Raw genomic sequence first — 19,637 nt, 5'->3', positions numbered from 1 at the left:
AAGCATGTCTGAAATGACCCCTAGAGAAATCGTCCATGAATTGGACAACCATATTATCGGTCAACAAAATGCCAAACGTGCCGTGGCCATTGCATTGCGTAATCGCTGGCGTCGAATGCAGTTAGATACTGAACTGCGTCAGGAAGTGACCCCAAAAAACATTCTGATGATAGGCCCCACTGGTGTGGGTAAAACCGAGATTGCCCGTCGTCTGGCCAAATTGGCCAATGCCCCTTTCATCAAAGTGGAAGCCACTAAATTTACCGAGGTGGGTTATGTGGGCAAAGAGGTGGAATCCATCATTCGGGATTTGGCCGATATCGCGGTCAAGATGACCAAAGAGCAGGAGCTGGCCAAAGTGCGCTTCCGTGCTGAAGAATCCGCGGAAGAGCGCATTCTGGACGCTTTATTGCCGCCAGCAGAAAATGTCTGGGGTGAGAAGGAGCAGTCTGAAGATAAAGGCTCTCGCCAGGTTTTCCGTAAAAAACTGCGAGAAGGACACCTGGACGATAAAGAAATCGAAATCGATGTGGCTTTGCCGCAGGTAGGCGTTGAGATCATGGCCCCTCCTGGCATGGAAGAAATGACGAATCAGTTGCAGGGGATGTTCCAGAACCTGTCTGGTACGCAAAAGAAAAAGAAAAAACTGAAAGTCAAAGACGCTCTGAAACTGCTGGTGGAAGAAGAAGCCGCCAAACTGGTGAATCAGGAAGAGCTGAAAGAAAAAGCCCTGGAAGCGGTGGAGCAAAACGGCATCGTGTTCATCGATGAAATTGACAAAATCTGTAAGCGAGAAAATGTCAGTAGCGCCGATGTATCCCGTGAAGGTGTGCAGCGTGATTTGTTGCCCTTAGTGGAAGGCTCCACGGTAAGCACCAAGCACGGCATGGTAAAAACCGATCACATTCTGTTTATTGCCTCTGGCGCTTTCCAGATGGCAAAACCCAGCGATTTGATCCCGGAATTGCAAGGCCGTTTGCCAATCCGCGTGGAACTGTCGGCCTTAACTACCGACGACTTCAAGCGCATTCTTACTGAGCCCAGCGCCTCGTTAACCGAGCAGTATCAGGCCCTGATGGCCACCGAAGGGGTGAACTTATCTTTCTCTGAAGACGGTATTGATCGCATTGCGCACGCCGCCTGGCAGGTGAACGAAACCACCGAGAACATCGGTGCCCGTCGATTGCACACAGTGCTGGAGCGTCTGATGGAAGACATCTCCTATGATGCTTCTGAAATGGACGGTGAACAGGTGGTTATCGACGCCAAGTACGTGAATGAACATCTGGAATCCCTGGTAGAGAACGAAGATCTGAGTCGTTTTATTCTTTAGTTCATTTCTGCTTTTGATGAAAGCCCGCTGTTATTGCGGGCTTTATTGTTTCTGCGCCTGCACAAATGTGTTTTTAATGTTCATCGGTGTCTATTTTTATCCAAAAATTGACATTCTGAGTCTATTTATACCCATATTTCCGGTGTTATTTTTACTCATTCAGATAGGTAATCTTATTTTTAAACGCTAAGTCACTGATTTTATTGCTTTGTTAACAAGCCATTATGTTTTTTGTTAAAGCCTTCCTGTCTTCATCCAATCCGGCAAAGTAGTTGTTGTGAATATGACGCTCGTTGCAGTGATGCAAAACACTGTAAAAAACTAAAAGAAATACAGGAACCCTATCCATGTTGACCAAACTTTCTCTGGTGACAGCCGCTGTGCTGAGTGCCACTTCTGCCCTGGCAGATGACATCTACATCTCTGAATACGTCGAAGGCAGCAGTTACAACAAAGCCATCGAATTACACAATCCTACAGGGACAGCCATTGATCTGTCTGTCTACAGTCTGGATTTTTATTTTAACGGCAATACCTCTGTGGGTTACAGCATCGCACTGGAAGGCTCTCTGGCCTCTGATGCTGCTCACGTGGTGGCGCATGGCAGTTCTGCTCAGGCAATTTTAGATAAAGCCAATCAACTGAAAAGTGGTAGCTGGTTTAATGGCGATGATGCTGTGGTACTGAGCAAAGACGGAGTCGTGATTGATGCGATTGGACAAGTGGGCGTAGATCCAGGTTCTAGTTGGAGCAGCAATGGTGCCAGCACTAAAGACAAAACTCTACGACGTATCAGTGGTATTGTCAGTGGCGACAGTGATGCGTTTGATGCTTTCTACCCTGATGTAGAATGGCAGGTTTTTGATAAAGATAGTTTTAATGATCTGGGCAGTCATGGTGGCAGCGATAACGGTGGAGACAATGGCGATAATAACGTCGATTTAGGCGTCTGCTCTGAGGCTGCTACCCTGATCAGTGAAGTACAGGGAGCAGGTGATGAAAGTCCGTTAAAAGGCACTAGTGTGGTGGTGGAAGCCATAGTAGTTGCGGATTTCCAGCAAAGTGAAGAACTGAAAGGCTATTTTATTCAGGAAGAAGATAGCGATATCGACGATAACGCTGCCAGTTCTGAAGGGGTGTTTGTTTACGACAGTAGCACCGAGGTTAATGTGGGTGACAAAGTTCGCCTGGTGGCTGAAGTTCAGGAATATTATGGTGCCACGCAATTAGGAAACGTGGCAGCTGCAGAAGTATGTGATAGTGGCTACAGCGTCACACCTGCTGCGCTTAGCTTACCCGTTACAGACAGCGCGGCATTGGAAAGTGTCGAAGGTATGCTGGTGAATATGTCGCAAACCTTAACGGTGGCCGACAACTACAGTTTGAGCCGTTACGGTGAAATCGTGGTGTCATCAGGCAGATTGTACAATCCAACTCAGATTGCTTTGCCCGGAGAAGCGGCCAATGCCGTTGCTGCGGCAAATGTCTTAAATCAAATCACCATTGATGATGGCAGCACGCAACAAAATCCAGACGCAATCCCTTATCCATCGCCAGAGTTAAGCGCCGCCAATACCCTGCGCGCGGGCACCGAGATTCAGGGAGTCACCGGCGTTGTTACCTATGGATTCAGCAAATACCGCATTCATCCCACTCAACCTTTGAGCTTCGTGGATGCCAACCCCAGAACTTCTGCGCCTGAATACAGTTACGAAGGGGAATTGCGGGTGGCCAGTTATAACGTCTTAAATTATTTTAACGGCGATGGTCAGGGAGCTGGTTTCCCCACTTCTCGTGGTGCTGATTCACTGGAAGAGTTTGTCCGCCAGCGGGATAAAACCATCTCAGCCATTTTGGCCATGGATGCTCATATCGTAGGCTTGTTGGAAGTCGAAAATGATGGCTTTGGAGAATTCAGTGCCATTCAGGATTTGGTTAATGGCCTGAACGATAACGCTTCTGAGGGTGAATGGGCATTTGTGAATTTCAATGCCGATAATATCGGAACTGATCAAATTACCTCCGCAATCATTTATCGCAAAGACATGGTGGCAGAAGTAGGCACCGCTGCTCATACCACCGCCGTGCCCTTTGACTATGGCAACCGCGCACCGGTGGCACAAACCTTCAAAGATCTGTCCAATAACGATGAGCTAACCTTTGTGGTGACCCATCTGCGCTCCAAAGGTAGCTGTAGCAGCGCTGAGGGCGATGACCAGGATCTGGGTGATGGCCAGGGCTGCTGGAACGCGACACGGGTATTTGCTGCCAATGAGTTGATGAGCTGGTTAGCTGCTAACCCCACTGGTAAGGCAGAGTCAGATATCATGATTCTGGGGGATATGAATGCCTATGGTATGGAAGATCCCATTACCACCTTTAAAGGTTACGGCTTAACGGATTTAAAAGCAGCGTATTTGGGCAGCTATAATCATTCGTACATCTACCGCGGTGAGTCCGGCAGTCTGGATCACGCATTTGCATCAGCCAGTCTGAGCAACAAAGTAAAAAGCGTGACGGATTGGCATATCAATGCAGATGAACCCATTGCTTTAGATTACAACACCGAATACAAGTCAGCTTATCAACAGGCTAACCTGTATGCCCCTGACGCCTACCGTGCCTCGGATCACGATCCGGTGATTATCGAAATCGATACCTATCAGGAGTATCAGCAAGACTGGACGGATTTATCTGGCAAGCGCAGATGGCGTACCTATAAATTTGAGCTGCCAGAAGGCTCAAAGTATCTGGAAGTGACCACCACTGGCGGTGAAGGCGAATTGTCCTTGTGGCTAAACCACGGCAAAAAGCCCAACAAGCGCCGCTATCAATGTCGCTCGAACAACTATGGCACCGAAGAGCGCTGCGTGATCGAAGCACCGGAATCCGGCAAATGGTTCATCCGACTGCGCGGGCACAAGCGCTATTCTGGTGTGTCCATGAAGGCCTATAGCCACAACTAACGGCTCTTAATGCGCCGAGACTGAAAGCCGGGTAACCTCAGGGGCCCGGCTTTTTCCTTTATTACTTATGCAGCACAAAAGTGAGTGTCTTATTAACACCCAAACAAAGACAATTCTCTACTTTCACTCTGCACTGAAATAGTTGAAATCCACTGCCGCTGAATTTATCTGGTACGCAAATAGCGGTTAGTTTACTATGCGGAATAAACGGACATCCAGCCACCGTGGAAAGTGAACATGATGTCTTTTATAAAAATGTTATGTAACTTAGGAGGTTACGTTGAAATATCTACAGCTGTTAATTATTGCTTGCGTGTTATCAGGGTGTGCAAGCTCAAACATTCAATACGCCAAATATTCATTACCACCAAACGCAGAGACCTCAACGGTTGAGTTTTGGGTTCACGGATTTAGAAACAATGGAACCATAACTCTCGGTTATATTGATCCAGAAGAAAAAAGCGAAAAAACAACACTGTATGAAATTGCCAAACTACAAACTAACGGTATGTTCGACGAACCTACAAAATCAGTCATAGTGGAGATACCAGCAGATCAGCTATTTACTGTTTTTTACGACAATATAAGCTCCTCAGGTTATGTAACAACTAATTGTTATGGCTATCTTCCCTTGCAACTGGATTCACGCAAAAGCTACAAAATAGAAGTTATTAACTGGACTCCTAAAGAAGCAACATTTGCTGACTTTACCTGTGAGTTTGACATTAACGAAGTTCAAACCGACGGAACACTAAAGCATGTGGCATATGTTAAGCCAGAGAAAAAGCAATAGCCGCACATAACGAATAAGGATAAGTCGCGCGAAGCCGCGACCTATCCTGTTGTTGAACAAGCCCGGAGCGCAGAATTGGGGGATACTATAACTACTATAACTAAACAACTAAACAGGACATCCATCTTAAAGTTTGGGTGATCCAGTTTTCGTGATTTTGTTTGTGGTTTACTGATTAGTTTCCCGAAACCAGTTTTAACTGGTCTCAAAGGCCGTGATTTAATGCAGAGAAAAAGGAGCTTGGTTCGCTGGAATCGCCGGTTCAGCCATACAAGGGCCTTACCTTGCGATAATTCTGCTAAAAATTGGATTTACGGTACTTACTTTCAGCCAAATAATCGGATAGCTGTGTTTTTATCCCTGAGTCGTTTTAGCTTGTGTCGATGTCGATAGGCTTCAAGATAAAATTCACTGCCAGCAGCGTGATGAAAACAGTTTTCAAATTGAGTGGTGAGTTCCTGCCATTGTTCCGGTCTGAGATTGAGGCGTTCTAATATTGCCGGTGTTGATTCTTCAATGGAGCCACGTTTATTGGGTAAGATAGCTCTGCCCGTGATATCAACCAGCTCCAGGTAATCAGATAAATGAAAGGGTAAACCATGGGGCAAATCCTCTTTGATATTGCCGGCAAAAGGTATCAGGAATTTAGGTGTTTTTCCTGCTTTGGCTGCATTGATACGATACTGAATACTGGTGTGGTCGGATTCTTCCGGTGTTTCAGCCATTTTGGCTCGGATGGGGTTTAAGTCCACATAGGCCATACAGGCTGTAAGCGCGGCTTCATCTAATAAGGCTTGCGATTTGAATCTGCCCTCCCAGAATCTGCCGGTACATTTATCTTCCTTATTGGCTTCTCTGGCTATGTATTCATTTAAATAACGCATAAACCAGCTGATATCCGTCAGTCGCTGCCGCCATATATCCGCGGTTTCTTCAACGGTTAGTAATTGCGATTCATGCATTTGCATTCGTTGTTCCGGATTCAAATACTGATGACTCAGCAATGTGCCATTACTAAGCCTGTGCCAGCGGCGAATCACCTCTTCGGTATCCCAACTATCTGATAAAACTTTATGTATGTGTAACACCAGGTGAGTGTGGTTGCTCATTACCGCATAGGCACAGACATCAATAGCAAAAATTTGAGACAGAAAGTGAATACGGTCTTCAACCCACTGGCGGCGGTGCTCATAGCTAACCCCGGTTTGTTTGTCTTTCCCGCATAAATAGGCTCTACGCACACAACGGGAAACACAGTGGTAATAGGGCGTATCTTCAAGGCAGATTTGCGCCTTCCTGGCTTTTGGCATGTTAACTCCTCCTGAGTCTGCTGAATGAAGCTTCTATTTTGCACAAATAAGAGTGTTTGGAAACTGTACTGAAGTACAGTTATGATGGGTGTCCTGTTAGTACTTCCTGTTAGTACTGAAATTGATACATATCAGGAGTTTGAGCTGGAGTGGGCAGATTTATCCGGCAAACGCGGATGGCGTACCTATCAATTTGAGCTGCCAGAAGGCTCAAAGTATCTGGAAGTGACCACCACTGGCGGTGATGGCGAATTGTCCTTGTGGCTAAACCACGGCAAAAAGCCCAACAAGCGCCGCTATCAATGTCGCTCTAACAACTATGGCACCGAAGAGCGCTGCGTGATTGAAGCACCGGAATCCGGCAAATGGTTCATCAGACTGCGCGGGCACAAGCGCTATTCTGGTGTGTCCATGAAAGTCTATAGCCACAACTAACGGCTCTTAATGCGCCGAGACTGAAAGCCGGGTAACCTCAGGGGCCCGGCTTTTTCCTTTCTTTCTTATGCATCTCAAAAGTGAGTGTCCTGCAAAAACCAAAACGAAGACAATTCTCTACTTTCTCTCTGCACTAAAATTGTTGATTACCTCTGCCACTGTATTTATCTGGTACGCAAATAGCGGTTAGTTTATTATGCATAAAAAGACGGACATCCAGCCACCGTGAAAAGTGGACATGATGTCTTTTATAAAAATGTTAACTGCCTCAGGAATTATCGTGATATACGAGATCAAAGCTGGTGAGAGAAGCATAGGAACTACCAAATTTGAATTTGGTGATCCGCCAATGGGCTTTGTCCACGGCGAATTTATACCATCTGAACAGTATTGCTCCAGAAATAGCTATGAAGAGCTTGTTGTTATTTGTGCAGATACCGACGAGCTTATTAGTTGTGTTTCCGTCTCAATCGAAGATAATTCTGACAAGGCTGGGAAGCAAGATGTCCATATAACTGCTCTGCTTTCGTCTTCCGAAGAGTACGAAAAATACTTCAGACATCATATAAATAAGTATGATGCCAGCCATAAATAACCTACAGGATCTTTTTGGCATCTCTGTAAAAGTTTTCGTGCGAACCGAAAACCAGTAACTCTAAAACCACAGAGCCGCTTTCATAGCTGTATCCTAAAAGCGTCAATTGTTTCGCCATTTTGAATTTGTAAACACGCATAAACGACAGGTCGCCTTTCTTTTGCTCTCCTAGCAAAGGTTCTGCAACAAGCGCTTTAACTGCTTTATCTAAATCCGCTTTCTGATTCTTATAAAGCTTTTTGACTGCCTTTTTGAACGTGGTTGTTTGCAGGACTTGGGTAACTTTAGCCAAAGTCATAAATCTCTAGCTTCCCGGCTTCCTTCTCTGCTTTAGCGATAATCGCTTGTTTTACAAATTCATAGGGTAAATCAGGATTATCTTCCATCATTTCGCCAATCTTAGCCCAGTGTTCAATTTGCTTTGGCGTTGTTCTATTTAAAGCTTTTCCTATAATACTGGCTTTTTCTACCAGTTCCTGATCAAGTCTGATACTTGCAGTAGCCATAACCTTTCCACCTCTAAGTTTTCGTTTGTAGCAACTTACCACAATTGTAGAAATTGGCTGTAATAAATGCAATCGAACCAGGACAAAAATCCAAAGTAAAAAGTGCCAGTTATCTTTCTCAATGCAACGAGAGGGCGAAACAAGTCGCCCTCGCTAACAGAATAGTGACATAAATATTCTAGTTACTCGCCTGCGCTTTGCGTCTCCAGGGTTCAATCGGTTGCGTAAAATAACGCCACCAAACGTACTTCCAGGGAATTAAAACCAGTAAGATCGCAATTGCAATGAGCGATGCCTTTGCATTGACGATGCCCGGTATCTCCTGACCGGCCAGCCATGGTGGAAGGGCAACGACAGACAACCACACCAGCTTCCAAACGATTTCATAGATCATAATAGGCAGAAATGCCAAAGGACGGAATATCCCTCCAATTGCCATGATGGCAAGGGTAAATAACATCGAATGCCCAAGTCCCCGCCAGTTAGTCCATTCAGACGCTCCTTCTAAAATATAATTCAGCTGCTTTGAACCCAGAACCATTACCATGGCAGCAAAAATAATTCTAAGCCCCCAGGTTTTCCATAGTGGCACGGGCGGAGCACTCCTGATTATCACTTCATTGTCGTTCATATTACTTCTCCTTTAGAGACTCTTATTGATTGCTGTTTCGGTGTTAACTGCGACTCTCAGATAGCCCTTCTTACACAGAGCATTCAGACTTTGGAAATAAAGGTTTTTGCTTGTCCAAAACCATTCCTCGTTTTCTGAGTTCGCTGCAATGCTGCCATGGGTAAGGGTTTCAGGAGCATCGAATTTGAAAATCGATACACGAAAAACACAAAAAAGAAGAAAAACTTCGAAACTGACCGCAGTTCACGTAATATCAATGTTGGCAAAAGAGAGAGTAAAAATTGGAACTAAACTGGGAATTGCTGAAAACCGCACAGCTGTGCATTGTGTTGCTGAGTCTGACGTTAGCCATCATTCATTTTCGTCACAGGGAAACGCATGTTTTGCATTTGGCCTTTGCGGTTTTTTGTGGCTCTTCGTCGATGTACATTGCCTACAAATTGACACAAGACTTTTGGTCCCCCTATCACCATCTGATCGGAATTTTGGGTTTTGCCACCTGTAGCGGCTACTGGCTGTTTGCGCGGGCATTTTTTCGCAAAAGTAACCCTTTCAATCGCCATCACCTGTTATTCGTCGGCGTACTTGGTGCGTGCCTAATATTGCGGCACCTTGTGCGTTTTGCAGAAAAAATGTGGTTGCTAAATACTGACTGGATCCCTGCGCTGACCACCATTTTGTCAGAAGCCATCGCGCTGTTTTCATCAGGTATGCTTATTCTGGCATTTTGGGAAGGTTATCGCGGCTTGCAAAGCGCTGCAGCGTTACAACGTAAAGTGATTATTATTTATCTGTCTTCTTTTATGGTTGCGGTTGTCAGTGTCATGCTCGTCGCTGCTGTGCTTCCGAAAGAATTGTTGGCCGGTGCGGGACGAGACTGGCTGGTGGTTTTCGCTTATTTATTAATACTCAGTATTAGCCACGGGCTGATTGTATTTCGTCAGCGACAGCTTGACGAGATAGACAAAAATACCGAACTCAGTGCGCAGCAAGAAAAGAAACTCGCGCAGCAAATTAATGTGCTCCTGGTGGAGGAGAAGCGTTTTTTGGAAGCGAATTTGCGAGTCGCCGATATCGCCCGAGAGCTAGATGTTCCCGAATATCGGATCCGCGCTCTCATGCTCAATCATTTCAATGCCAAAAACTTCAATCACTATGTCAATCAGATGCGAATTGAATATGCAAAAACTTTATTGCAAGCTCCTGATAAACTGGATTGGCCGGTACTTGTTGTGGGGATTGAAAGCGGCTTTGCATCTGCCGCTCCCTTTACACGTGCCTTTAAAGAGTTTGCCGGTTGCACACCGGGACAGTATCGCAAGCAACAACTGGCAAACCAATAGTTTATTTCTCGGCTTTGGAAAACACTTGTCAGGCAAAAACCAGCTCGATTAAGCCACAAACTCCTGCAACCAGGGCGGGTTCAACTGCCAGGAAAAACAGCGGATTAGCAGCGACTATTAACGTCAGGCCAAAGGCCCAATAAATCCCTTTGCCGAATACCGAGGCAAAAATCAGGTAGCGACAACCAATAGTTGCCATCATAGCCGGAAAGAAAAATTGCGGGTTGAGCAAATACAAGCCATAGGCCATGGCGCAGCCCAAAATTAACCATATTGTGGATGCCGCCACCAGTGGATTTAGCCCATTGCCTTTGGCGGTTTTCGCCGGACGCCCCAACATTTTATCCAGCACTGTACCAATTGGATGAATCATCATGCCACCGATGAGTAAGGTCCAGACGCCGTTGTGCATACCAAGCTGAAATGTCACAAGTGCGGCAATAATCCACACAATGCCAGATACAACAATACCAGGTGCCCCGTCGTAGTAGGCATGGCGCATTTCACTTTGATGGTTTTCGGTTGCAGTCAGGTTCATCTGTTTTTCCGTTATTGTAGTTATTTATCAAGCGCTTACGCTTTTTTGATTGACCAAGAGTATAACGAACAACATTTTCCTGACAAGAACCTTGAAATGCATGTCAATTATGTGGAAATCTCTTCCAGTGGCACATAATCTAAATCAAAACCAAAGCAACGAGGGCTGACGGCAGCTAGTGCTTTTTCGCTGCGAAAAAAAGCAGGGCAAGCTACGGCAAATACGGCCACTCTTTGTCCGTAGCGCAACCGTTCAGCATTGATGGGTTGAACTGTTTCGTAATCTACGATCACAATCAGATCAGGAACAGAGGCCAACACCTTGTCAGCTTCTCTGACCAACAGGTACTCGTTCTTTATGCTGATTTTTATTTCGCGATTGGCGTCTGAAAAATCCAGGATGCTGGCTTCTCCCACGTCATATCCGCCAACAATCTGGGTGCTTTTGTCAATAATTTTGCCGCAGCTCAGCAGTCGACAAGAACCGTACAAAGAAGTCTCAAATAACTCCTGAAGTGCCGGCAGAATTTGCTCAGCGTTGCCTTTGTGTTGCTTCAGCAACTGCCCCAACTGAATGGCGAAGCTCAGGGTACCAGGAATTATGGCGCGTTTTAGCTGTTTCCCCGTCATGGGGTGCTCTGCGGTGGTGAGCATTCCACCGGATGCCATAGTTAAGGCCCGAATGTGGCGCTCATAGGTGTCGGTATCCTTGGTGGAAAAACTGGTGACATTGCCCTGATAATCATAGGCGACCGCTGGAGAGGGGGATACACCTTCTATGGCGTAACTCATCATCTGTGCTTCGGGCAATGCCCGTCCCATTCCGTCTCCATCCACTATGGCAGTGCCAGAGGCGGCTGCGGCAATCAGAGGCAGTAAGGAGTTGGCTCCGCCAATCTCAAACGCGGCAACAGCGTCTACCGTTTCTCCTGTGTGTTCTTGCCAGGCTTGCAATGTTGCTGATGCCTCGGTCAACGAAGGCAACAACTCCAGACTAACAGTTGGTGCACCGACCCCGCCCAGGGTGATAATACGTGCATCATCTGGCAAGTCATCGGGGTTAAGCAGAGTTACCTCGCCATAAGTTCGCAGTGCTTGTTTGGCTAATAGCAGTGGCACATAAGGGTCTCCGCCGCCGCCCGTTGCTAAAAATACTGCACCCAGTGCCAGGTCATCCAGTTGTTGTACAGAAATCTTCATGCTTAAGCCCCCTTATCGCTTGCAAACAGGATGTCACCAATGACTTTCACCCGGATTTTAATGTTTCCGTCATCCATGTATGGAATGCTGGTTTCTTCGATGTCTGCCAGTCTCAGGCTGTCGGCATTGGCTCCTGCCGCAACGGCCTGATTTATTGCCTGACTTTTTACCTGTGCAATGGCGGCTTCTCTGGACATTTGGCGGTAGTTAAGCATGGCCTCTGCTTCTCCGCCGATCTGGGCTATGGAAGCGCCAATGGCATTGGCCACCGCGGCATTTTCCGGGCGTATAACTTGTGATGCTGAAGGCAAATCATCCTGCACCAGGATTGCACCACCACCTACCAGAATCACGGGTACTGGTTTGCTGCTGGGTTTCATCATATCTATGTGTTGATCTAATAATGTGTGCATGGTGTTTCGGGCATTATTAATGGTGTTTTGCGACAGATGTTGGAGAAAGCGAGTGTCGCCGATATCCGCCTGACCCGATGCCACGATAATATCTGTTGCCGTCAGCGTTGAACCGCCAAATATCAAGGCCTCCTTTACCAGGTTGTGTCCGGTGGATTGTGGTCCGATGCGCCTGCCATCATCCAGCACAATACTGCCTCCGCCTAACCCCACCGCTTGAATATCAGGCATGCGAAAGTTAGTACGTACTCCGCCTACTGAAATGACGATATTTGATTCTCTGGGAAAACCATCCTGTAAAACTCCGATATCAGAGGTAGTGCCACCGATATCCACCACTATGGCATCTTTGAGCCCGGTGAGTTTACTGGCTCCCCTGAGTGAATTGGTGGGTCCTGAGGAAAAGGTCAACGCTGGATATTGAGTGATAAATTGCGCGTTCATCAGCGTACCGTCGTTTTGACTGATAAACATAGGGCATTGCAGGCCTTCATTTTGGATTGCATGCAGCATGGCACTGACCACTTTATGGGCGAACGGCAGTAATGCCACATTCAATGCAGCGGCATTTTCCCGCTCCAAAATGCCCAGCTTGCCCATTCTATGAGACAGAGTGACATTGGCATCCGGGATCTGTGTCTTGAGCAATTGCTCTACCTGAAATTCAGGTTCCGGATTCATGGGGGAGAATGCCGACGCCACGGCGATACTTTTAATGCCTCTAGCGCGAATATCGGCTATGACTTTGTGAATTTCTTCCTGATTGAGTGGACTCAGTGGCCAGCCATCATAGAGATAGCCACCATTGACCTGGTAGGTTTTCAGTTGCATAGCGCTAACCAGATCTGTTGGCCAGTCACAACCCGGCGGCAAACCTTCTCCTGACGGAGAGCTCATGCGAATGATGGCCGTAGGAGCCAATTCCCGGCGCTCCACTACAGCGTTGGTAAATTGTGTGGTGCCAATCATCACTGATTGAATTTGTGCAGCGGATACTCCGGCATCCAGAATAACCTGCCGCAGTGCGTGGATAATACCGGACAGCACATCCTGACTGGTAAGGGCTTTGGTGGCTGCCAGCAGTTGCTCTCCCTGCATTAACACAGCGTCGGTGTGTGTACCGCCTACATCGATACCTATTCGCATTGTCTGACTCCTGAATCGGCTGGATTCATTACTGATAAAGGGTTGATAAAAGTTAGTTAGCACTGTTGCCAGGTGGTGGTTTTACCGCCAAAAATCGCTTGCTGGTGGCCCAGTAAACGAGTGCGCAGAGCAAAATGGCATCCAGCACGTTAATACCTGTGACAGTGGGTAGTGTGACGAACATGTCAGTGACCGCCAGGCTGGAACCGGCAAGCCATGCTAGCGCCGCAGCAGGCGAAAACGGGATTTTTTGCGCCAATGTGAGCGCCTGGTAATCACCGCGATATAGCAAAAAGTAATCAACCATGATTACTCCCGCCACCGGCACAAAGATGGCGGATAAAATCACCAGAAATTGAATGAATACTTCCAGAATATTGAAGGACGCAGCAACAATTCCGGTAATGCCAAGCAGTGTCGTATTTAAATGACTTTGTGCTTTTGGCCAGGTCGCGGCAACGCTTAAACAGGTGCTGTAAAGATTCAGGGAATTTAAGATCCAACTGCCACAGATGACAATCGCAAATGCCATTACCCCCAAACCAATTGCCAACATTAATTGCAGAATTTCATGGCTGTTAGTCGCAGCACCTGCCCAGGCGGCAACGATCATCACCAACAACTGCACCACTAAATAAGACCAAAAAGCAGTGTGCCATGCGCCATGACGATGTCGGCTGAAACGGGTAATATCAGGCAAAATAATAGCGCCTATAATAATGGCGCCGACGATAGCGCTGACACCCTGACTAATAGCAATCTTGTTCTCGCCTGGAATATTGAGAAAGTCAGCCAGGGGTAAAAGTTGCAGCGCGCTGTACAGCATATATAGAGTTACAAGCGCAATAACCGGCACCATCCAGGAGGCGATGCGGTTGATGGCTGAGAAGCCAATTACCGTGGTGACAGTCATCAGAGTTCCGGCTATAAGTTCGATTGCGAAACCCGGTAGTACATCCATTTGATATTGCTGAAACAGGACGTTGACCGCCCCAGAAAACAGATCGATGTTGACCCCAAACCAACCCAACAACGACAGGGCAAATGCCAGATTAATCGCAGCAGCACCTTTATCACCAAATGCAATACGTACCAGTTGATAGGAACTCATGCGAGTCTGAACCCCGATGGTGCCCATGGCACCGCCAATCAGGGTTAATATCAGGCAGCCAATCAGCATGGCCTGCAATGCATCCGGTATAGACAGTGACTGCGCTACCTCTAAGCCTGTGATAAAGGTAGGTAGAGAAAAGGCCACCATAGCGGAGATGGCCGCAATGCGAGGCCAGGCAATCAACTGGTTTTGATGGGGCAGCGTGTTCCTTTGCTCTTGCGGGATCATGTCATTGTGCATTGTCTGAGCCTTTCACTGAAGTTGCTCTGGTGGATGAATTAAGTCTATAGCATGGCAGAAAAATATTTGTTTGAAGTGCAGGGTTAGAAAAACAGATTGTTTTTTATTTCAGTGCAAATCAAAATCTTATTTTGTTCTAAGCGGAAAGTCTGATGACAAAAAAGAATATTAAGCTGGATGCAATCAATAAACGCATTCTGGCTACCATCCACAAACAGGCCGATTTGTCTAATCAGGAGTTGGCGGATCTGGTGGGGTTATCGCCCAGTGCCTGCTTTCAGCGCACCAAAGCACTAAAAGAAGCCGGTTACTTCTTTAACTTTCACACCGAAATGGATTTAGACCGCATCTGCGAACACGTGCTGGCTTACGTGGAGGTTAAGCTCGAATCCAATACGCCCCAGGCCCGAAAACCTTTTGAACAGGCTGTTCAGGATATCCCGGAGTTTATGGATTGTTTGAGAGTAGAAGGTGAATTTCACTACATGATGTTCAGTTGCTTTCCCAATATGCAGGCGCTGAACAAGGTGTGTGACGACGTGGCCGGAAATCCCAAACTAGGAATCAGGGAAATGCGTATCAGAACCATTTTAGAGCGAGCTAAGTGGTATCTGGGATATCCTTTGGAAAAACTCAACTGGTTGGAGTGAGCCTTCAACGTCCAGCAGATAAATGCAGGTTATCGCTGACTTTATGGGTTTGTTGAGCGAGATAACCAGACCAGAAATCGGCACCTAATTCGTTCATCAGGTTGGCTTCGGCATTCATCAGCATAGCGACACCGATACCCAGTTCACTACAAAAGGAAACTTCGGCGCGGTAGCCTTTAACCCAGCCGCTGTGATATGCCACCTGCAGGCCATCAATTTCGTATACCCGCCAGCCCAAGCCGTAGTGAGCGTTGTCCAGCAGATTGCGCCACGCCCGGCGTCTTAATTCGCGGGAAGTGCGGATGTGTGGTTGGGTGATCTCTGAAATGATTTCCGGCTCAATAACGTCCGGGTATTCCCCCAGCATGGCTTTCAGCCAGATACCCATATCATGACTATTGGTGTTAATGCCGGCTGCCGGAGAGACTCGATAGTAGGATTCATTCAGGCGGGTCTTAGTCCAGTTTCTGGCACGGGTGAGTACATGCGGTTTGGCCCAGTCATCGGCCTGCATCAGAGGTTCACGACCAACACTGGTGTGATACATATTCAGTGGTGTCAGCAGCTCTTGTTCCAGCACTCGTCCATAGGAAGTATTGTTTTGCTGAAAGTGATATTCCAGTACGCCAAAAAGGGCGTTTTGATAGGTATAGCACTTGCCTGGCTGACACAAAGGGTCTAAATCTTTGAGCTGATCGATAATCTTAGGCAAGGGATATTCGGCTTCAATCAGGTTGTCATAAGCGTTGCGCATCAAACCGCTGCTTTGGCTGAGCAGGTGCTCCAGAGTAATATTGCGATTGTTATCGCTAAAGGAGAAATCAGGGGCCAGTTCTTGCAGGGGTTGCTGCCAGTTGAGCTGTCCTTTATGGACCAGTTTTGCCGTTAATCCTCCTGTAAAGGTTTTCGATACCGACGCCAGGCGAAACAGGGTTTGTTCGTTAACGGGTTGACCGCCTTTTTCGGTTAAACCAGTATTGAAATAACGGGGTGCACGGTTGCGTTCGATAAACACCATGCTAAAGCCGGGAATTTTTTGGCGGCTAATTTTTGAACGGGTATCCTGCCAAAATTCATCAATATAGTGCTCGTCTGCCAATGCAGAAAAGCCAATAACGGACAGCAGGACAACAATACTAAGGCGCAAAAAAATCAACCAAAACTCCGGCAAAAATAACAACTTACGGTTTGCACGCGAACCTGAAGGCAGCCTACAAACACGCTATTATCGCGATTAAGTGCTGTGCTTGCAATGCCACACAGCTGAACAATTAGCCTGACGGCCAGGTTTTGCTGCCACATTCAGTTCCGGTTTCGTCGCATTCGGTGCAAAAAATAACGTAAACTGGCGCTAGTATCGAAATAAAAAACCGGACCAAAAAATGAATTCACAGCAATGGCAACAAGCCAGAATGAGTCGTGACAGGCGCTTTGACGGTCGCTTTTTTGTGGCTGTGAAAACCACAGGTATTTTTTGCCGTAATATTTGTCCGGCTAATTTACCCAAAGAAGAAAATGTCGAATATTACGCCCATGCTGCCCAGGCGCTAAGTCAGGGCTATCGGCCCTGTTTGCGTTGCCGACCGGATAGCGCTCCCAGCTCCTTTGCCTGGATGGGCGTAGAAACTACCGTGGCCCGCGCCATGCGGATATTGCGGGAATGCCCGGAATCCGATTTGCAACAGGTAGCTGACAGATTGGGCATATCTGATGGGTATTTACGCAAGCTGTTTCGTCAGCATTTAGGAGTATCGCCAAAACAGTTCCAACTAACCGAGCAACTGTTGTTCGCCAAAAAGCTGTTGCACGAAACCAATTTAACGGTGGAACAGGTAGCGGTCACCGCAGGCTTTCAGTCAGCCAGACGATTGCAACAGAATATGAAACAAGCCATGCAATTGACACCTTCGCAAATTCGCCTGAAACAAGCCGAATCTGCCGGGCAATTGCAATTGTATCTGTCGTACACACCGGATTATTGCTGGCGTCAGGTAAGGGATTTCTGGGGTGTTCGGGCTGTGCCGGGAATGGAAGAGGTTACCGAAACCAGCTATGCCCGCAGTTTTAATTGGCTGGGCCAAAAAGGTTATTTCAAAGCAGAAATCGAGCCTGAACGGTTTCGCTTTCGCGTAACTCTGAACATGGCGAGTTATAGTGAATTGCGGGGCGTTCTGCAAAACATCAAACGCATTCTGGATTTGGAAGCGGATCACAATTTGGTGCAACAGGCATTACTCAATACCGGTTTAACTGAGCAGCAGTTAACTGTTGGCATACGTATTCCGGGAGTCTGGTCTTTGTTTGAAGCGGGATGCCGGGCAGTGTTAGGGCAACAGGTGTCGGTTAAAGCCGCAGTAAATAAAGTGGCACAGCTCACTGAAGAGTTAGGCGAGCCTGTCAGGCCTGAGGCTGGCTCGGAAGGCGTCGCTGTTAACCGCTTGTTTCCTACGCCGGAAGCAGTGGCCAACAGTGACCTGGAATTTTTCAGGATGCCGCAAGCCAGAAAAAATGCCTTAAAAGCGCTGGCGAAATTTATTCATGAGCAAGGTGAGCATACCTCGCCCGATGAATGGTTACAGATTAAAGGGATTGGGCCCTGGACTATTGCCTACGCCAAAATGCGTGGGCTGTCTGAGCCAGATATCTGGCTGGGTACCGATTTGGTAATAAAACATCAGATTAAACAGTATTCCCTGAATACCGATGCCGCTGCTCCCTGGCGCAGTTATCTCACTTTCCAGTTATGGGACAAAGCATAATGAACAGCAAAACTAACCGCATTTATGATTATCTGAAGACGCCATTGGGATGGCTGGAGATCGCTGCAAGCGATGGGAAATTGCGCCATATTCTGTTTGTGCAGGAACCCGAGCATGGGGCATCGTCAGAGACGGTATTAACAGAAGCAAAACAACAGCTTGAGCAGTACTTTGCCGGTGAGCGCAGCGTATTTGATTTGCCACTGGCCCCCGAGGGCACCGATTTTCAGAGCAAGGTTTGGCAGGCGCTGTTAACCGTGCCATATGGCGAAACCTGTAGTTATCTGGATATCGCGCAACAACTGGGTGACAGCAAAGCGGTTCGGGCTGTGGGAGCGGCCAATGGTAAAAATCCGCTGAGTATTGTGGTGCCTTGTCATCGGGTTATCGGTAAAAACGGTAAATTGACCGGTTATGCAGGGGGATTGTCCAGAAAAGCATGGTTGCTACAACTAGAATCAGGGCAAAATAGCGCGAAGCAACCCTCTTTCTGGGATGAGTAACAGGACAGTAATATGCAGGCTAAATCTTATCTGGAGCTTTTGATCCTCGGCGCGCTGTGGGGCGCGTCATTTTTGTTTATGCGCACAGCATCGCCAGAGTTTGGTGCCTTTTCTTTGATCCTGTTTCGGGCTTCGATTGCGGCTGTGTTTTTACTGGTGCTGATGGCCTTTATTCGCCGTCATGAAATGCAGCAAATTCGCACTCATTGGCGACATTTGGTGGTGCTGGGATTAACCAATACCGCCATGCCTTTTACCTTATTCGCCTGGGCCACACTGTCGCTGGAAGCCGGGCTAACCGCTACCCTGAATTCCACCGCGCCCATGTTCGGTGCGCTGGTGGCCTGGCTGTGGCTAAAAGACAAAATAGCGCCAGCCACCATCTTTGGTTTAGTGGTGGGCTTCACTGGGGTGTTCATCCTGATGTCAGAAAAGATTTCCGATGACGCTATGTTGCTGCTGCCCATTATGGGGGCCTTGTTTGCTTCCACTTGCTATGGCTTTGCCGCTTGCTATTCCAAGCTCTATGCAGCGGGAATGAAACCGCTGGCGGTGGCTACCGGCAGTCAGGTTTATGCCTCTTTGATGTTGATTGTACCTGGCGTCATCACTTGGCCAGATGTGATGCCGTCAGTCAGCGCCTGGCGGGATGTGATTTGCCTGGGCATCGCCTGTACCGGCGTAGCCTATATTCTGTATTTTCGTATTTTATCCCGCGAGGGAGTCAGCAAAGCTCTATCGGTAACCTATCTGGTGCCGCTGTTTGCCTTTATTTGGGGCTGGTGGTTTATCGATGAGCAGGTTACCCAAACTATTTTGCTGGGGGCAGCGACCATTTTATTGGGTGTGGCGCTCACCACCGGCATGCTTAAGTTGCCGTCGAAGCTCTGGCTGGCAAAGCCGGAAACTAAATAAGTGATAGCGCTTAAGCAGAACTTCTTAAAATCCATATTGACACAGCGCTTAGCGCTAAAGTAAGTTAAAAGGGAAATTTATACTTCTTGTCGGAGTGCCGGATTTTTCAGTGATGGGTGAAGCCCACAATTGAAAAATTTTGGCTGAGATCGCAGTTGCGGGATCCGTGAACCTGACCAAGTTAATACTTGCGTAGGAAACAAGAAAGCAAGCCTCAAAATCCAGGAATAATCCAATTCAGGTACTTT

The 19,637-nt window shown here is 47.3% G+C and carries 19 protein-coding genes and 1 riboswitch; of the genes, 10 read left to right on the top strand and 9 right to left on the bottom strand.

The features are described from left to right. The first annotated feature begins 4 nt into the window (after positions 1–4). The 3 genes from hslU to ACXAD8_RS14980 all read left to right on the top strand — a co-directional run bounded on the left by hslU (position 5) and on the right by ACXAD8_RS14980 (position 5,092). A complete protein-coding gene (gene hslU / locus ACXAD8_RS14990; protein ID WP_475230266.1) occupies positions 5–1,333 on the top strand; it encodes an HslU--HslV peptidase ATPase subunit in 1,329 nt (442 codons plus the stop codon). 347 nt (positions 1,334–1,680) lie between these two features. Then, entirely contained in the window at positions 1,681–4,299 is a 2,619-nt protein-coding gene (locus tag ACXAD8_RS14985) for an ExeM/NucH family extracellular endonuclease (RefSeq protein ID WP_475230264.1), read from the top strand. A gap of 280 nt (positions 4,300–4,579) precedes the next feature. Continuing rightward, on the top strand, positions 4,580–5,092 hold the full coding sequence (locus tag ACXAD8_RS14980) for a hypothetical protein (RefSeq protein ID WP_475230261.1): 513 nt from the start codon (positions 4,580–4,582) through the stop codon (positions 5,090–5,092). A gap of 326 nt (positions 5,093–5,418) precedes the next feature. Here the strand turns inward: ACXAD8_RS14980 and ACXAD8_RS14975 are convergent, their stop codons facing one another. After that, a complete protein-coding gene (locus tag ACXAD8_RS14975; protein WP_475230258.1) occupies positions 5,419–6,402 on the bottom strand; it encodes a transposase in 984 nt (327 codons plus the stop codon). An 81-nt stretch (positions 6,403–6,483) separates the two neighbouring features. Between ACXAD8_RS14975 and ACXAD8_RS14970 the strand changes: the two genes are divergently transcribed. Then, positions 6,484–6,837: a PPC domain-containing protein gene (locus ACXAD8_RS14970; protein ID WP_475230256.1), complete on the top strand. Its 354-nt coding sequence runs from the start codon at positions 6,484–6,486 to the stop codon at positions 6,835–6,837. Positions 6,838–7,075: 238 nt separating this feature from the next. Then, the gene (locus ACXAD8_RS14965; protein WP_475230253.1) at positions 7,076–7,432 is read left to right on the top strand and encodes a hypothetical protein; all 357 of its coding nucleotides are present in this window, start codon (positions 7,076–7,078) and stop codon (positions 7,430–7,432) included. 1 nt (position 7,433) lies between these two features. Here the strand turns inward: ACXAD8_RS14965 and ACXAD8_RS14960 are convergent, their stop codons facing one another. The 3 genes from ACXAD8_RS14960 to ACXAD8_RS14950 form a co-directional block, all read right to left on the bottom strand. Beyond that, on the bottom strand, positions 7,434–7,730 hold the full coding sequence (locus ACXAD8_RS14960) for a type II toxin-antitoxin system RelE/ParE family toxin (protein ID WP_475230250.1): 297 nt from the start codon (positions 7,728–7,730) through the stop codon (positions 7,434–7,436). Further along, complete coding sequence (locus ACXAD8_RS14955) at positions 7,717–7,938, bottom strand: TA system antitoxin ParD family protein (protein WP_475230247.1); 222 nt, start codon at positions 7,936–7,938, stop codon at positions 7,717–7,719. Before ACXAD8_RS14955 ends, ACXAD8_RS14960 begins: the two co-directional genes overlap by 14 nt. 178 nt (positions 7,939–8,116) lie before the next feature. Beyond that, positions 8,117–8,569, bottom strand: a complete 453-nt coding sequence (locus tag ACXAD8_RS14950; protein ID WP_475230245.1) for a hypothetical protein — start codon at positions 8,567–8,569, stop codon at positions 8,117–8,119. A gap of 281 nt (positions 8,570–8,850) precedes the next feature. Here ACXAD8_RS14950 and ACXAD8_RS14945 point away from each other — a divergent pair, with 281 nt between their 5' ends. After that, positions 8,851–9,912, top strand: a complete 1,062-nt coding sequence (locus ACXAD8_RS14945; protein ID WP_475230243.1) for a helix-turn-helix domain-containing protein — start codon at positions 8,851–8,853, stop codon at positions 9,910–9,912. Between the two features lie 28 nt (positions 9,913–9,940). Here the strand turns inward: ACXAD8_RS14945 and ACXAD8_RS14940 are convergent, their stop codons facing one another. The 4 genes from ACXAD8_RS14940 to ACXAD8_RS14925 form a co-directional block, all read right to left on the bottom strand. Then, complete coding sequence (locus ACXAD8_RS14940; protein WP_475230240.1) at positions 9,941–10,450, bottom strand: DUF7010 family protein; 510 nt, start codon at positions 10,448–10,450, stop codon at positions 9,941–9,943. A gap of 107 nt (positions 10,451–10,557) precedes the next feature. Further along, entirely contained in the window at positions 10,558–11,649 is a 1,092-nt protein-coding gene (locus ACXAD8_RS14935; protein ID WP_475230237.1) for a DUF917 domain-containing protein, read from the bottom strand. A 2-nt stretch (positions 11,650–11,651) separates the two neighbouring features. Further along, complete coding sequence (locus ACXAD8_RS14930) at positions 11,652–13,208, bottom strand: hydantoinase/oxoprolinase N-terminal domain-containing protein (protein ID WP_475230234.1); 1,557 nt, start codon at positions 13,206–13,208, stop codon at positions 11,652–11,654. 52 nt (positions 13,209–13,260) lie between these two features. Then, entirely contained in the window at positions 13,261–14,562 is a 1,302-nt protein-coding gene (locus ACXAD8_RS14925; RefSeq protein WP_475230231.1) for a purine-cytosine permease family protein, read from the bottom strand. 152 nt (positions 14,563–14,714) lie between these two features. On the opposite strand from ACXAD8_RS14925, the gene ACXAD8_RS14920 reads away from it, so the two are divergent. Next, positions 14,715–15,212, top strand: coding sequence for an Lrp/AsnC family transcriptional regulator (locus ACXAD8_RS14920; protein ID WP_475230228.1), 498 nt, complete (start codon positions 14,715–14,717; stop codon positions 15,210–15,212). Positions 15,213–15,216: 4 nt separating this feature from the next. Here ACXAD8_RS14920 and ACXAD8_RS14915 read toward each other — a convergent pair whose 3' ends face one another. Next, positions 15,217–16,368 carry a serine hydrolase domain-containing protein gene (locus ACXAD8_RS14915; protein WP_475230225.1) on the bottom strand — a complete coding sequence of 384 codons (1,152 nt, stop codon included), beginning with the start codon at positions 16,366–16,368 and terminating at the stop codon, positions 15,217–15,219. Positions 16,369–16,594: 226 nt separating this feature from the next. On the opposite strand from ACXAD8_RS14915, the gene ACXAD8_RS14910 reads away from it, so the two are divergent. The 3 genes from ACXAD8_RS14910 to ACXAD8_RS14900 are packed head-to-tail and all read left to right on the top strand — an operon-like array spanning position 16,595 to position 19,389. Continuing rightward, positions 16,595–17,971: an Ada metal-binding domain-containing protein gene (locus ACXAD8_RS14910; RefSeq protein WP_475230222.1), complete on the top strand. Its 1,377-nt coding sequence runs from the start codon at positions 16,595–16,597 to the stop codon at positions 17,969–17,971. Next, the gene (locus ACXAD8_RS14905; RefSeq protein WP_475230219.1) at positions 17,971–18,474 is read left to right on the top strand and encodes a methylated-DNA--[protein]-cysteine S-methyltransferase; all 504 of its coding nucleotides are present in this window, start codon (positions 17,971–17,973) and stop codon (positions 18,472–18,474) included. The genes ACXAD8_RS14910 and ACXAD8_RS14905 overlap by 1 nt, the downstream gene beginning before the upstream one ends. A gap of 12 nt (positions 18,475–18,486) precedes the next feature. Then, positions 18,487–19,389 carry a DMT family transporter gene (locus ACXAD8_RS14900; protein ID WP_475230216.1) on the top strand — a complete coding sequence of 301 codons (903 nt, stop codon included), beginning with the start codon at positions 18,487–18,489 and terminating at the stop codon, positions 19,387–19,389. Positions 19,390–19,469: 80 nt separating this feature from the next. Next, a riboswitch (TPP riboswitch) is annotated at positions 19,470–19,605 on the top strand. The last annotated feature ends 32 nt before the right edge of the window (positions 19,606–19,637 follow it).

The sequence above is a fragment of the Planctobacterium sp. AWH2_060 genome, from assembly GCF_056158425.1.
This window is presented reverse-complemented; position numbering and strand designations above follow the sequence as displayed.

Coding starts and splice junctions, on each gene's coding strand:
- hslU (WP_475230266.1), top strand. CDS start 5: ATGTCTGAAATGACCCCTAGAGAAATCGTCCATGAATTGGACAACCAT.
- ACXAD8_RS14985 (WP_475230264.1), top strand. CDS start 1,681: ATGTTGACCAAACTTTCTCTGGTGACAGCCGCTGTGCTGAGTGCCACT.
- ACXAD8_RS14975 (WP_475230258.1), bottom strand. CDS start 6,402: ATGCCAAAAGCCAGGAAGGCGCAAATCTGCCTTGAAGATACGCCCTAT.
- ACXAD8_RS14970 (WP_475230256.1), top strand. CDS start 6,484: ATGATGGGTGTCCTGTTAGTACTTCCTGTTAGTACTGAAATTGATACA.
- ACXAD8_RS14965 (WP_475230253.1), top strand. CDS start 7,076: ATGATGTCTTTTATAAAAATGTTAACTGCCTCAGGAATTATCGTGATA.
- ACXAD8_RS14960 (WP_475230250.1), bottom strand. CDS start 7,730: ATGACTTTGGCTAAAGTTACCCAAGTCCTGCAAACAACCACGTTCAAA.
- ACXAD8_RS14955 (WP_475230247.1), bottom strand. CDS start 7,938: ATGGCTACTGCAAGTATCAGACTTGATCAGGAACTGGTAGAAAAAGCC.
- ACXAD8_RS14950 (WP_475230245.1), bottom strand. CDS start 8,569: ATGAACGACAATGAAGTGATAATCAGGAGTGCTCCGCCCGTGCCACTA.
- ACXAD8_RS14940 (WP_475230240.1), bottom strand. CDS start 10,450: ATGAACCTGACTGCAACCGAAAACCATCAAAGTGAAATGCGCCATGCC.
- ACXAD8_RS14935 (WP_475230237.1), bottom strand. CDS start 11,649: ATGAAGATTTCTGTACAACAACTGGATGACCTGGCACTGGGTGCAGTA.
- ACXAD8_RS14930 (WP_475230234.1), bottom strand. CDS start 13,208: ATGCGAATAGGTATCGATGTAGGCGGTACACACACCGACGCTGTGTTA.
- ACXAD8_RS14925 (WP_475230231.1), bottom strand. CDS start 14,562: ATGCACAATGACATGATCCCGCAAGAGCAAAGGAACACGCTGCCCCAT.
- ACXAD8_RS14920 (WP_475230228.1), top strand. CDS start 14,715: ATGACAAAAAAGAATATTAAGCTGGATGCAATCAATAAACGCATTCTG.
- ACXAD8_RS14910 (WP_475230222.1), top strand. CDS start 16,595: ATGAATTCACAGCAATGGCAACAAGCCAGAATGAGTCGTGACAGGCGC.
- ACXAD8_RS14905 (WP_475230219.1), top strand. CDS start 17,971: ATGAACAGCAAAACTAACCGCATTTATGATTATCTGAAGACGCCATTG.
- ACXAD8_RS14900 (WP_475230216.1), top strand. CDS start 18,487: ATGCAGGCTAAATCTTATCTGGAGCTTTTGATCCTCGGCGCGCTGTGG.